This is a genomic window from Fluoribacter gormanii (genome assembly GCF_900156395.1).
Taxonomy (GTDB): Bacteria; Pseudomonadota; Gammaproteobacteria; order Legionellales; family Legionellaceae; genus Legionella; species Legionella gormanii.
Map to the genome: position 1 here is coordinate 22,158 of NZ_FTNL01000023.1, position 13,354 is coordinate 35,511.

The following is a 13,354-nucleotide window of genomic DNA, read 5'->3' on the forward strand; positions in this document are numbered from 1 at the left end:
TATTAAAGTATAGCTATATTTTTTGTTTTTTTAACAGGCTTATAAAAAGCGGCAGTAACTCCCCACGTCATCCCGAACCCGAGCGCAGCGAGGGTGAGGGCTCTCCTGTCAGGTGGAACAATTTTTAAAGAATCGATTGATACAAATCATTCCGCTCTGGGTTCAATGCATTAATCAAATCATAGAACAGACTCTGTTTCCATATTGGGCATGTGCCTTTACTTCCGAGGGAAAAGAGGCGGTGACCTGCTTTTGACAACAGGAGCAGAACTTCATTTCCGCACGATGCTCTGTCACCTCAACCTGCACGATTGGTAAATCAAACACTTGTCGTTTGATTATACCTTTGGCTGCTTGCTTTGCCAGAGACCGACCACAATCGGGGCATTCTTCTAGCTTATGGGTGACACCATGATCCGCATGAACAACTTGCTTGAGCGTTGTGCCTTTATGACCCTTATGACCGCCGCTTTTATGATGCCATTTTCACGCAATGAAGTGGTGCGTGGAGGTTTTCTTAAGCCATCACTGGATGGTGGTTTTGAGCTGTTGCTGCTGTTCTTGTTTAAACGTTTTTCCAGCTCTGCTATCCTTGCCGCCTGTTGCGTCACTCTCTTTTCTAGTTCCGCAATCCTAGCCAATAGTGTGCTGATGATTTGTTCGTAGTATTTCATGCAGCTATTTGATCACAACCACATAATTTTTCAAATGTTTTTTACATGACTGTATCCGAGTTACACCGCAGGAGATCCCTCACCCTCGCTGCGCTCGGGTTCGGGATGACGTGGGGAGTTACAAGCGGCACTCAAAATGATTTAAACTTGTTAAAAATGTATTTATAAAATACAATTCTTATATGGTATCAATCAAACTACAGCCATGGGAAAGAAAAAAAAACTGTCTTACATTGTTGAGGCAAGCGACCTAAAGGTTCGTTTTGTCGAATTAAAAGAGTCTATTGAGGCTATAACCGATCCCGGTGCATTTATACCGAGCTCTTTGTATAATTATTTGATTAAAAAAAACATCTATGAAAAAACCATACACGATCTAAAGACTCCAAATAACCAAGACTATTTTAAAAATGAAAAAATGAATAACTATGCCAAATTTAGTCTTGGTACTGATAACTTAACAGATTCTGCGTTTACAGAATACAACCATCGCTTAAGAGATTATTTTTTTGCACTACCTCAAAAAATACAGGAACTTAAACAAGTTAAACGGGATCTAAAAGCCTTGATCAAAGCAGCTGATAATCGCGCCCCATCTCTTTTTAAAACCGGGAACGTAAAAGAGTCTATTCGAGAAGTGATTGATTTAAATGAAATTAATCAATTATTGGCATTTGCTGAAGAAACGCGCGATAACATGACAGCTAATCGCGATCTTTTTATATCCAAAGACAGTACATATTATTTGTAAGCTTAAAATTGGGATAATATCTACTCTATGGCACAACCCAAATTAGCCTTTAATTGTTATAGTTTGGACAATTCATATTAAGAGCATGTATGGTGTAAAATTGATTGCAGCCGTTTGTTATTAGAAGAAAATAATCTAATAACTGCCCTCTATAGCATTTGTAGTAAGTTTAGGCTGGACTTTATAGCCCAGCCTAAGTAAGTTCGTTGCCATTTAATCGAGTCGATTACCTACATCGGTTTTAATTATATCGAATTGCGGTGAACGATCCCTTACCGAATACACTATTAGCCATTTCTTCATCGGTCATACTTATATCTTCGCTTGGTTTATCGACTTTTGCTTCAAATAACCCCGGTGAGTGAGTGGATTTGGTATTGCTAATTCCTTGATTAACTCTAGCAGTTTGTGATTCAAATAAAGCGAGTAAGTTTCTTGAGTTGACATCATATGGGTTTTTTTCGTTTTTAACCTCATAATCAAATGCTTTATTATGGGGATTGAGTTCAATAATGTTTTTGACTATTGCTATGGAATAATGCTCAGGATCCGCTCCGTGCTTAATTAAGGAACCAATTAGCCTTGAGTCACCGCCACGTAATAATAAATAGGCAATAGGATTAAGCGAGCAATAAACCGGTATACCTGAATAGGTTTTAACGTAAAAGGTACTATTGAAATCAACATTATGCTTTTTTAATAGTGTTAGGCTACCCAATGTATTTGGGTGTGCATAACTTTGGTGAAGGGCTGCAAATATAGGGGACCAACCTTTCAATGTGGTAATGAATAATCCTAAGTCCTTAGAGCCATTCAACGTTTGTTTTAAACTATGCATATTTCCTAAACGCAATGATTTTTGAAGCCTTCCATAATCTCTGGAACAACGTATATGGTCTTTTATGAGTTTTGCTGCTGCATGAAAATGTTGAGATTGAGCAAAAAATAGAGGTGTTCTATTTTGGAAGCAAGCATGTAGAGTATTAGCCCCATTCTTAAGAAGACATTCAACAACAGCTACCGCCTCCAATGAATCACGGTTAGAATTCGACACTTGATTATTTATTGCGCGATGCAATGGTAGTTTTTTCATATTGTGATCCGGTTTATCCGGATTGGCACCCATATCAATTAGTCTTTGGACTATTCCAACATCTTTACCGTACTCGCAAGCCACACCAAGCATGGTATAGCCATTGTGATCAAAAGCGTTAGCAGCCAAATTCACTAATTTAGCAGAATATTTTTCTGGCTGAAATGACATAAACAGTTCTGGCCAGTTTTCCTTATTCTTGTGAGGAAAAAATGACATAATTTCACTTAATTGTTCGAGTTGTTCCTTTGAAAGCTGCTCATGGCTGTCGATGTAATTTTTTGAATTATTGAAATAATAACGCTTCATGATAAGTCCCTGTTCTTGTTTTTATTAGTTTGCAGGCATTATATACATGACGACACAATTTTTGAATTTAAAAAGAACAAGGAGCATTAGATATTTTGAAAATACTATGCGTATAACCTTATGTCTTAGGAAGGACAGATTAACTCAGCCTAGTTGCTGATTTACCCATCGAACTATATCTTGTACTCCCATGACCCCTGAGTGTCTGGCGACTTCTTTTCCATGAAGAAATAGCATCAGAGTTGGGATGCTTTGAATGGCATAATGGGAGGCTAAAGCCTGTTCGGTTTCAGTATTTACTTTGACTAATCGTAGATTAGGCTCAAGGAGACCTGCCGCAGACTCGAAGTAGGGGGCCATCATTTTGCAAGGCCCACACCATTGCGCCCAGAAATCGACCAATACAGGGATGTCATTACGATTGATGTGCCGTTCAAAAAGCGTTTGGGTCAATTGGATTGGTTTTCCATCAAAAAGCTCCTTTTTGCATTTTCCACAATTAGGATGTTCATTCAAGCGTGTTTCGGGCAGTCTATTGATGATATGGCAGTGGGGGCAAACGATATGCATTGGGTCACTCATAATCTTAGTTCTCACATAGTTACTTATTTGATACTAATACTCTTATTGTAAGAAAGAGTATTAGTATAGTTCACGTCTTGCTAAAAACCTGCGAGTATTATGCCAAATCAAAACGATCGGCGTTCATCACCTTCACCCAGGCAGCAACAAAATCCTGCAGGAATTTTTCTTTGTTATCATCTTGAGCATATACTTCGGCATAGGCGCGAAGAATCGAATTGGAGCCGAAAACAAGATCTACTCGGGTAGCTGTCCACTTAAGATTACCCGTTTTACGGTCACGAATTTCATACAAATTACTACCTATTGGATTCCATATATTTGCCATGTCAGTAAGATTGACAAAAAAGTCATTGGTCAGAACGCCTTCGTGATTGGTAAAAACACCATGTTTGGTACCGCCGTAATTGGTGCCTAACATTCGCATGCCTCCAACAAGAACGGTCATCTCTGGAGCTGTGAGCCCCATCAGTTGCGTGCGATCGAGCATGAGTTCTTCTACACTGACAGCGTAGTCTTTCTTCAGCCAGTTACGATAACCATCATGAAGAGGTTCTAGTGGAGCAAAAGAGGCAGCATCAGTCATCTCATCCGTTGCATCACCTCGTCCGGGAGCAAAGGGAACCGTAATATCAAAACCAGCTGCTTTAGCCGCTTTTTCGATACCAACATTACCGGCAAGTACAATCACATCAGCCACACTAACACCTGATTCCGCAGCAATCTTTTCAAGAATGTTGAGTACTTTTCCAAGTCGTTGCGGCTCATTGCCTTCCCAGTCTCTTTGTGGCATCAGCCGGATACGCGCTCCATTTGCCCCTCCGCGCATATCTGAACCACGGAAGGTTCGCGCACTATCCCATGCGGTTGCAACCATTTCACTGATACTGAGGGTACTAGCAGCTATTTTCTTTTTGACCGCATCTACATCATAATCTTTATTGCCTGCAGGAACGGGATCTTGCCAAATCAAATCTTCTGTTGGAACATCAGGGCCAATGTAGCGTGATTTGGGTCCCATATCGCGATGAGTGAGTTTGAACCAGGCTCGAGCAAAGACTTCGGAAAAATAATCAGGATCTTTGTAAAAGCGTTCGGAAATTTTACGGTATATGGGGTCCATTTTCATGGCCATGTCCGCATCGGTCATGATTGGATTGTAGCGAATGGATGGGTCTTCAACATCGACAGGTTTATCTTCTTCCTTGATATTAATCGGCTCCCATTGGTTGGCACCTGCCGGACTTTTCTTCTGTTCCCACTCATAATTAAGAAGCAAATGAAAATATCCGTTGTCCCACTTCGTTGGGTGTGTTGTCCATGCACCCTCAATACCGCTTGAAACTGTATCACGACCAATGCCTCTAGTGGTTTTGTTAATCCAACCAAGACCTTGATCCTCAAGATTGGCTGCCTCAGGAGCCGGTCCCAAAAGCTTTGCATCACCATTACCATGACATTTACCAACGGTATGACCTCCAGCAGTAAGGGCTACGGTTTCTTCGTCGTTCATTGCCATCCGTCCGAAGGTCACGCGCACATCCTGAGCTGTTCGCAGAGGGTCTGGGTGTCCATCTACCCCCTCGGGATTCACATAAATTAATCCCATTTGTACTGCTGCTAGCGGGTTTTCCAGAGATTCGCGGTTTTTGTCAGTATAACGCGAAGCACCTAACCACTCTTTTTCAGAGCCCCAGTAAACGTCTTTTTCGGGATGCCAAATATCTTCGCGGCCAAAGCCAAAACCAAAAGTTTTAAGTCCCATAGATTCATAAGCGATGGTACCTGCTAAAGTGATCAAATCAGCCCAACTAAGCTTATTGCCATACTTTTTCTTGATAGGCCATAACAAACGACGTGCCTTGTCCAAGTTCACATTGTCAGGCCAAGAATTTAAAGGTGCAAATCGCTGATTACCCGTACCAGCACCGCCACGACCATCGGCGACACGATATGAACCGGCTGCATGCCAGGACATCCGAATCATCAAACCACCATAATGTCCCCAATCAGCAGGCCACCATTCTTGACTGTCAGTCATTAAACGATGCAAATCTTTTTTTAGTGCCGCAAAATCCAGCTTCTTGACTTCTTCACGGTAATTGAAGTCCAATCCCATTGGATTCGTTTTGGTATCATGCTGATGCAATATATCGAGGTTTAAAGCATTGGGCCACCAGTCCGTATTCGATCTGTTTGAGGAAGTAATACCACCATGCATAACCGGACATTTACCCATTGTATTCATATTGTTCCCATCCATAGCCATCTTCCTCAATACTTTGTTAATTAAAATTTAAACTATAGTCGAAGAGCATTGTCTAAGCAATCAATGCGGCGTCTATTCAATCTCTATAATTCATATCTATGCCCATAGATAATTGTTGGGCTCATAAGGCCTGACCCATTCGTCTAATCAAGCGATTGTCGGGTCAAGGCTCGAGCTGTGCCTGTTGAAAATGCTAATTAATCTAACCTATGTCTTAGGAAGGACATGGAACCAGGCCATGCTTTATCTGTTTTAAACCTTGATCTACTTTTTCTTTACTCAACGCATAACACAAACGTAATACCTGTTTTCCTTTCTCAGGATTTAAATAAAAAGAACGTCCAGGAACCACGGCAACTTTCGCCTGCTCAAGTAACATGCGTGTCATAGTGGCGTCATCTTTAATGCCCATGCGTGAAAAATCAGCCATAATGTAGTAAGCCCCCTGAGGAACGGTGACTTCAAAACCAATGTCACGTAACTCACGAACAGTATGATCACGTTTTTCCAAATAGGTTTGACACATTTTTTGATAATAATTTTCTTGTAATTTGAACGCATCGATTGCTGCATGTTGTAATGGTGTCGCAGGACACACATACAATAAATCTTGGACCAAGGCCATTTTTGCAATGACATGTGCCGGACCACTGGCATAACCTAAACGCCATCCCGTCATATTATCTGTTTTTGAACATCCTGAAATCGTAATCGTGCGTTCTTTAAAATTTTTTAAACGAGCAAACGACACATGTTTATGACCAGGATAAGTAATATATTCATAAATTTCATCGGTGATAACTGCTAAATTATACTGTTCTGCAATTTCGCCAATCGCTAATAATTCCTGCTCAGAAAAAACTTTTCCACAAGGATTGCATGGAGTGCAAATGATAATCGCACGGGTTTTAGGAGTAATCACTTGTTCGAGATCATCGATCTGAATGCTGAAATCATGTAAATTAATGGGTACTGCTTTAACATTAACCTGATACAGCTCCAAAATATTTTTGTGGTAGCCATAGAACGGTTCAAACAAAATAACTTCATCACCTGGATTAAACAAAGACATCGTCGCACAAATAAATGCGCCAGTAGAACCGTGGGTCACCAGAACTTCTGTTTCGGCGTGAACCGGGATTTGATTAAACGTTTGAATTTTATTGGCAATAGCATGGCGTAAATTGAATACCCCTTCACAAGCAGAGTACACATTTTTTTCTTGTTCAATCGCACGTATAGCCGCCTGTTTGATTACCTCGGGTGTAGGCAAATCACAAATACCCTGGCCTAAATTAATGCCGCCAATTTTTTCACACTCCGTGCTCGCCGCACGAATACCAGATTGACGCAAAGTTTCACTCACTTGACTCGTTTTCAGCATGTTGTTCGTTCCTTTTTGATTCTTCGTCCTGTATATAAGATAAAAACCCCCATCTCGTTACCGCTTATTCCTAAATAACGTTGCAACTTATCAATGAACTCATCCAAAAAATTAATTCTAAAAATAGAGGAATATAGGAAAGAAAGGATATCATTTAAAATTTCTATACCCAAGAATCAAATACACAAATTGCTCTTAGCAATAGGAATGCTTTAGTCGTCAAAAACAGGCCGAAATCAAAGTTATTTGTATGACGCTTGATAATGAGTTAATTTCTTTGATTAAAATAACATTTAAGAATCGATCTCTTAATGAGCATTCATTGGAGGATATGAGTCATGTTGGTTCCTGAAATATCATTAATTGATCATCTACCAGGTTACATTGGTTGGAAGGATTTAAACCGTTATTACTTAGGTGCAAACAAAGCCTTGCTAGAGTTTAAAGGTTTTAGTGATCTAGCCGAAGTTGTTGGTCAAACAGATGAGGAGTTGTCTCCTTGGTCTGTTGATGAGAATAAAATGTTTCAACAGCAAGATTTGTGTGTATTAAACGGTGAAAAAGTATCAACAGTACATTTTGATTCAAAGACAAGTGACATTTTCTTTTTAGAAAAATGTCCTCTAACAGACCCAAACAATAACGTAACTGGGTTGATTTATTATTGCCGTCCTTGCCAGAAGAATGAGTTTTTTAGTCTGTTAAGACAGTTCGATGATAAATTGCATTTAAACACCAACCATTACACACTGAATGGCAACGAAAATAAATATGGATTATCAAGTCGTGAGTGTGAATGTGTTTTTTTATTAATAAGGGGTAAATCCGCAAAAGAGATAGGGGTTTTGCTTTCTCTATCAAAACGAACAATAGAGTCCTACATAGAAAATATTAAAAATAAAATGGATTGTAAGAATAAAGCTGAAATACTTGTAAAAGCAGTGTTAAATGGCTATCACAATTACATCCCCGCACGATTCAGGCTGGCTGCTATTATAAAAACTCTTTAATACTTAGTGCTGCAGATCACCGTATATATACGGTGGTTGAATCAAGCCTAAAAACTATATTATTTACAAAACTATCTGAATCATTTAAAGGAAATCCATATGCGACAGTTACTGATTACAATGTTTATTTTTCTGTTGTCTCATACCGCAAATTGTGCACCAGTCTTTGAAATTATACCTCTTGGAGTCTATGGTGGTTTAAACGATGGAAATTTATCAGCCTATTTATTAAAGACGATTGAGAGCGAAAATTATGCGGCTCTTGATGGGGGAAGTTTGGTGCGTGGGCTTAAAGTTGCAGTTGATAAACAGTCAGTGCGTAATAAAAATATTGAAGATTTGCTGCAAAAACATATTCCAGCATACCTCATTTCTCACGCACATCTTGATCATCTTATGGGGCTTGTGATGGCGCAACCTGAATTGCGCGAGCAGCAAACAATTATGGCACGCGAAGAAACAATGCAGGCATTGCAAAACAATGTTTTTAACTGGTCTGTTTGGGGGAATTTTGGCGATCAAGGAGAAATTCCGCATTTGAATTATCAGCATTATCAAACCATGCCATTACTGCAGTGGGTTGCAATTCCTAATACGGGTCTGCAGGTAAAAGTATTCCCTTTGAGTCATGGCGGAATGGCATCGAGTGCTTTTTTAATCCGTTATAAGACTGAATATATTTTATATTTTGGTGATACTGGCGCTGATCGCATAGAACAATCGACAAACATGGCGAGTATTTGGAACGAGATCGCGCCACTGATAAGAAATAAGCAGCTTCATGCCATCATGTTAGAGTGCTCATTTCTAAACTCACAACCAGATAACAAATTATTTGGCCATTTAAAACCAAACTTATTTATGGCTGAATTGCGACAATTGGCATCGATTGTTGATCCTTTAGATGTAAGAAACTCACTACGAGGATTACCAGTTGTTGTTACTCACATCAAACCCAAATTAGCGGACTTTTCAAATCCTAAGGATGATGTAGGCAGGCAGGTTATAAACGAGTTGTCCCAGGAAAATGATATTGGTGTAGAGTTTATTAAACCTGAGCAAGGCGTACTGTTAATTTTATAATAGATGCGATTTCGCAACAGTCCAGAGTAAATAGGCAGGGGGGGATTTGATCTAATGTATCCTCCCCTTTTTTTAAAATACAAGAGTTTTTAATAATCTGATGTCATTTCCGCGCAGGCAAGAATCCATCTCACAAACAAAGTACTGAACTAACTTGATGGATAGATTCCCGCCTGCGCGGGAATGACACAATATAAACGATTCACTCATTAATGACTCAAAGACTGTTCAAAAAAGGTGACAATACCTCAGGTCGTTTGACACAACACTCAAATTCACTACTGATTGTTGTATCATATGAACCTTAAGTTACTGATAAAGAGAAACAGTCCAATCAATCAAAATGAGGCAATTAGTAAACAGGCTCCACAAGTGTCAATTGATAATTACTATCCAATTCATCCAGTGCGCTCTTTATACATTTTTGACTTGGAGACATCCCATTTTGATCGCATAGAAAACCAAGCATCCTCATAGATTGTGAATAGAATAAATTCATAATACTCTGATGTTTGAAGACTGGGTGCAATAAAGCTCGTTGCAAATAATCGCACTTCGATTCATTATCCCAATCATCTCTCTTCATAACTGCTTCTATGATTTGCTGAGCAGCGATTAAACTTATGAACTCTAGTTGTTCACTATTATAGGTATTCATTAAACGATCAAGCTCATTCGTTAAATTACTCACTAAATCGATATAAGCTGGAGTAGGTTGATCTGAGGACATTGGCGACAAATCCAGGAACTTGGCGCCGGTTAGTTTGGTATTGTTCAAACGAACATTTGTTAAATTCGCGCCAATAAGTATTGCACCGCTTAGATCCGCTCCACTTAAATCAGCATGAGATAAATTAATTCCCCTCATATCAGCATATGTTAAGTTGGCATGTTTTAAATGGGCGCCACTTGCATTAGCATCAACTAATCGTGAGTATTCCATATTCACATTCTTGCCTTCCAACCAAACATGGGTAAGTATTGCCTGCTGGAGGTTGGCTCTTGAAAAATTAATATGATTTCCTTCCGGAGAGCTTTCATTAACCTTTGAAAGACAAGTCTGATTCAGATTGGCTCGATTAAGTTGAGCATTACTAAAATCAATTTCGCTATTAGGAATGCAATATGCATTACTAAGAATTGCTTCATCCAAAACAGCATGATTAAAGCGTATGCAACCAGACAAGGTGGCTTTTTGCATACTCGTGCCGATTAGCGAGCTCCGAGTAAAATCAACATTCTTTATATCTGAACTCGATAGATTACTCCCATTAATAAGCGAATCAGAAAGAGTTACATTATTCAACATAGAGTGTGCTAGTTGGCTATTCGATAATTGTGATGCAATTAAGTTGGCATTTATTATTTTTGTTCTTGCTAAATACAATCCATTCCATTGCGCTCTTGGCAAACTTAGATTAGTGATGTTGAGAATTGGTCCGTCCAAATAATCAATTGGAAGTAGCGCATAGGGTTCTGCATTATGTCGCGCAAGTTGAAAAGACATCTCTTCGCTCAAAAAGAAACTCAATTCATCTGAAAGGTCAGAGTCTGCGTTAGATTTTAGTAGATTGACTTTTGCCATTGAGTGTTTAAGCAATAAGTATTGATATCTATCTTTTGGTTGGCTATCCTCTCGCAGGCCAGGGTGCAGTGTGATGGCTTGGGTGATTGCGTTTAAAGTCCTTTCTGGAAGTGTCATGATATCTTTTGCCGTAGCAAATGCTGTATAAAACAAAAACTCATCCAAACTAAGTGGGCTTTCTTGGGCTTTTATGGTTAGTTTATCGATCAATCCCACTTTATAAAACAAAGCCGAAATTGCTACAAAATTTTTAGAGGAATTAAAACATGCTTTAAGTGTATTCATCGGTACTTTAATGATTTCACTCGAAATTGCAGGTATATTATATCCTATAAGTTCAATCAATTTATTGAGGGCTATATTGATCCCGACCTGTTGCTGTGGAGCAGTCTGGTTGTATTGATTAAGTAATAAAAACAATGTGGAAAGTCTTTTCAGAGGATTCTGAATCCTATCTTGAATAATATTTAATATAAACGTGTCGGCTCCTTTTTGCCTACGCATGAACTCCAAACACCAATCATTAAACTCAATGGCCGATTCGATCCCGATTAATCTATTTTTTAGTTCCCATTTTATTTCATCAGGAATAGGTCCATCGGGGCCTACAACTGCATTTATCATTTTATTAATTTCTTCAATTGATTCACATTGAGAAACTATTTCTTCAAGAATGGGTGGTGGAAGTGAATGGGGCATGACAATATTCTCCAACTATAAATGAGGCTTTATTGTACTTTTTGTTATTGAATTATTCAATGTATTGAATGAAACTCCATCTTCTAAAGTCTAGTCATAGCGCCGCATCGGTCTATAAGATTATTGCAAAACCAATAAGATGGTTTGCTCGCATAAGAACAAGAAGGGCGCTTAGGCAATTTTATGGAGTGGCTTTTTAGGTTGAGTTAGTCTGTTGAATGATAATTGGCAGCTGTCTTTTGAGCTAAGATATACCCAAGAGACCGCTGCCAGCAATGAGGGTAGGCGTTGCTGCAGCGGATGGATTAGTTAGATAACGGCGAAACTCCAAATAGAACAGTATTAGCAGTACTATCTGTTTGCTTATCTTGTGATTCAGGTTTCCAGAACATATCTCTCAATGAATCAGATAGAACTTGGTGTTTCTTTAACGTTTTATCATCTTCATTAATAAGCAAATCAATTAACTTATCATTTGAACTTGCTTGCGGGCGGCGCAGCGCAGCATATTTGGCAGATAATCTAACTTTTTCATTTAAAGGCTGAATCTGAGTAAAATAGTAATTCAGTTCCTCTTCAAGAATCAGTTCGTTTGTAGCGAATGATTTTAAATAGCGACTTAGACATAGATCTGAATCCAGCTCAAGAAACACCTTGATATCAAATGTTGAACGTAATTGTTCATCTAAAAAAATATCAGCTCCAAAAATAATGATATCGCCCTGCGTATTTTTGATCGCAGATAATAACAAATCGCTCGACTCATAAGCAGAACTATCAATCAATACAGTATTCTCTTTCTTTAACAAAGAATAACATTGTTCACTAAACGCCTTAAAATCACTTCCTATAGGTCCACAAACAGCCAATATTGTCATCACAATCACCATGGTGAATAAAAAAGCGGCAATTATACTTCTTTGTTAACCAATTTGAAATGATTGAATCATATTGTAATCAGCTTAGCGATGAACACGTCTTGGGATATAACAAGTTTGAGGCATTTTGCCCTAACAACAGAAAGCCAAATTTTGTGAGGATAAGGTTGCGTCTTTTCAAGAAAAAAGGACAATGATTAAAAAACTCTATGAGGCAATCTTGTGATGTTAATTATTTTTGGTGGATTACCTGGGACAGGAAAAACGACAATTTCCAAAATTATTGCTGAGCGCTTAAAAGCGGTTTACTTGCGCGTAGATACTATTGAGCAAGCTTTAATTAACATAGATGGCTATCCAGGAGAATTGATAGTAGGTTCGGAAGGGTATTTAATCAGCTATGCAGTCGCTCGAGAGAATTTGTCTTTAGGCTTAAATGTTGTGGCTGACTCGGTTAATCCAATAGCGATAACACGCCAAGATTGGCAGCAGGTAGCAAAACAGACTGAATCAGATCTTATTGAGATTGAACTCATTTGTTCCGATAAAATAGTGCATCAAAGTCGGGTAGAAGGGCGCATTGCAGATATCGAAGGCCATAAACTGCCTACATGGCAAGCCGTTTTGGAGCGTAATTATGAACCATGGGAAAGCACGCAAATTGTGATTGATACCTCAAAGTGTGGGATCGATGAGTCAGTAGAGATAATTATGAATTTTATAGATTCCAGAGTGTAGCAAACCTGGGCGAAATGAAGCCTAACCCGGGTTTAGTTCATAGGTAATATACTCAGGAACATACTAAAAATCAAAAAGTTAAAAGAGTTGTGGTTAAAATTCACCGCGTGCACCCAGTACTTTTCTTAAAACGCACCCAAATAGCGCAATGCTTGCTCTAGTTAAACGAGTTGTAACGTGGCTACATCGCACATTGCTTCTCAATGTGTACAAATACTGCTACAATTGTTTGAACTGCTGCAGTTTGTATGACGATTTAAGAATTATCCTTCTAAACAGCGCCTATTGTCCTATTTATC

11 protein-coding genes and 1 pseudogene are annotated in these 13,354 nt (G+C 38.9%); 4 read left to right on the forward strand and 8 right to left on the reverse strand.

Going from position 1 to position 13,354, the window contains the following annotated elements; genetic code table 11:
- Positions 1–174: 174 nt before the first annotated feature.
- Positions 175–378 (reverse strand): annotated as a pseudogene (locus tag BW930_RS17535) (IS66-like element ISArch14 family transposase); the annotation flags it as partial.
- A 14-nt stretch (positions 379–392) separates the two neighbouring features.
- Entirely contained in the window at positions 393–674 is a 282-nt protein-coding gene (locus tag BW930_RS16985) for a DUF6444 domain-containing protein (protein WP_139325582.1), read from the reverse strand.
- Between the two features lie 205 nt (positions 675–879).
- Between BW930_RS16985 and BW930_RS13475 the strand changes: the two genes are divergently transcribed.
- Positions 880–1,425, forward strand: coding sequence for a hypothetical protein (locus BW930_RS13475; protein WP_058466800.1), 546 nt, complete (start codon positions 880–882; stop codon positions 1,423–1,425).
- Positions 1,426–1,666: 241 nt separating this feature from the next.
- On the opposite strand, the gene BW930_RS13480 is transcribed toward BW930_RS13475, so the two are convergent.
- From BW930_RS13480 to BW930_RS13495, 4 genes are all read right to left on the reverse strand, one after another.
- A complete protein-coding gene (locus BW930_RS13480) occupies positions 1,667–2,827 on the reverse strand; it encodes an ankyrin repeat domain-containing protein (protein ID WP_058466801.1) in 1,161 nt (386 codons plus the stop codon).
- Positions 2,828–2,971: 144 nt separating this feature from the next.
- Entirely contained in the window at positions 2,972–3,409 is a 438-nt protein-coding gene (gene trxC / locus BW930_RS13485; protein WP_058466802.1) for a thioredoxin TrxC, read from the reverse strand.
- Positions 3,410–3,506: 97 nt separating this feature from the next.
- Entirely contained in the window at positions 3,507–5,672 is a 2,166-nt protein-coding gene (katG, locus tag BW930_RS13490) for a catalase/peroxidase HPI (protein ID WP_058466803.1), read from the reverse strand.
- 220 nt (positions 5,673–5,892) lie between these two features.
- Positions 5,893–7,062, reverse strand: a complete 1,170-nt coding sequence (locus BW930_RS13495; protein WP_058466804.1) for a pyridoxal phosphate-dependent aminotransferase — start codon at positions 7,060–7,062, stop codon at positions 5,893–5,895.
- 338 nt (positions 7,063–7,400) lie between these two features.
- Here BW930_RS13495 and BW930_RS13500 point away from each other — a divergent pair, with 338 nt between their 5' ends.
- Complete coding sequence (locus tag BW930_RS13500; RefSeq protein ID WP_058466805.1) at positions 7,401–8,072, forward strand: PAS and helix-turn-helix domain-containing protein; 672 nt, start codon at positions 7,401–7,403, stop codon at positions 8,070–8,072.
- Between the two features lie 99 nt (positions 8,073–8,171).
- The gene (locus BW930_RS13505) at positions 8,172–9,155 is read left to right on the forward strand and encodes an MBL fold metallo-hydrolase (protein ID WP_058466806.1); all 984 of its coding nucleotides are present in this window, start codon (positions 8,172–8,174) and stop codon (positions 9,153–9,155) included.
- 352 nt (positions 9,156–9,507) lie between these two features.
- On the opposite strand, the gene BW930_RS13510 is transcribed toward BW930_RS13505, so the two are convergent.
- The gene (locus BW930_RS13510) at positions 9,508–11,439 is read right to left on the reverse strand and encodes a pentapeptide repeat-containing protein (RefSeq protein ID WP_058466807.1); all 1,932 of its coding nucleotides are present in this window, start codon (positions 11,437–11,439) and stop codon (positions 9,508–9,510) included.
- 305 nt (positions 11,440–11,744) lie between these two features.
- On the reverse strand, positions 11,745–12,317 hold the full coding sequence (locus BW930_RS13515) for a nucleoside/nucleotide kinase family protein (RefSeq protein ID WP_076547557.1): 573 nt from the start codon (positions 12,315–12,317) through the stop codon (positions 11,745–11,747).
- Positions 12,318–12,542: 225 nt separating this feature from the next.
- Between BW930_RS13515 and BW930_RS13520 the strand changes: the two genes are divergently transcribed.
- Positions 12,543–13,055: a P-loop nucleotide/nucleoside kinase family protein gene (locus BW930_RS13520; RefSeq protein ID WP_058466809.1), complete on the forward strand. Its 513-nt coding sequence runs from the start codon at positions 12,543–12,545 to the stop codon at positions 13,053–13,055.
- Positions 13,056–13,354: the final 299 nt, after the last annotated feature.

What these genes read in the sequence shown, in the direction of transcription:
- BW930_RS16985 (WP_139325582.1), bottom strand. Translation starts at nt 674, where the DNA reads ATGAAATACTACGAACAAATCATCAGCACACTATTGGCTAGGATTGCG.
- BW930_RS13475 (WP_058466800.1), top strand. Translation starts at nt 880, where the DNA reads ATGGGAAAGAAAAAAAAACTGTCTTACATTGTTGAGGCAAGCGACCTA.
- BW930_RS13480 (WP_058466801.1), bottom strand. Translation starts at nt 2,827, where the DNA reads ATGAAGCGTTATTATTTCAATAATTCAAAAAATTACATCGACAGCCAT.
- trxC (WP_058466802.1), bottom strand. Translation starts at nt 3,409, where the DNA reads ATGAGTGACCCAATGCATATCGTTTGCCCCCACTGCCATATCATCAAT.
- katG (WP_058466803.1), bottom strand. Translation starts at nt 5,672, where the DNA reads ATGGATGGGAACAATATGAATACAATGGGTAAATGTCCGGTTATGCAT.
- BW930_RS13495 (WP_058466804.1), bottom strand. Translation starts at nt 7,062, where the DNA reads ATGCTGAAAACGAGTCAAGTGAGTGAAACTTTGCGTCAATCTGGTATT.
- BW930_RS13500 (WP_058466805.1), top strand. Translation starts at nt 7,401, where the DNA reads ATGTTGGTTCCTGAAATATCATTAATTGATCATCTACCAGGTTACATT.
- BW930_RS13505 (WP_058466806.1), top strand. Translation starts at nt 8,172, where the DNA reads ATGCGACAGTTACTGATTACAATGTTTATTTTTCTGTTGTCTCATACC.
- BW930_RS13510 (WP_058466807.1), bottom strand. Translation starts at nt 11,439, where the DNA reads ATGCCCCATTCACTTCCACCACCCATTCTTGAAGAAATAGTTTCTCAA.
- BW930_RS13515 (WP_076547557.1), bottom strand. Translation starts at nt 12,317, where the DNA reads ATGACAATATTGGCTGTTTGTGGACCTATAGGAAGTGATTTTAAGGCG.
- BW930_RS13520 (WP_058466809.1), top strand. Translation starts at nt 12,543, where the DNA reads ATGTTAATTATTTTTGGTGGATTACCTGGGACAGGAAAAACGACAATT.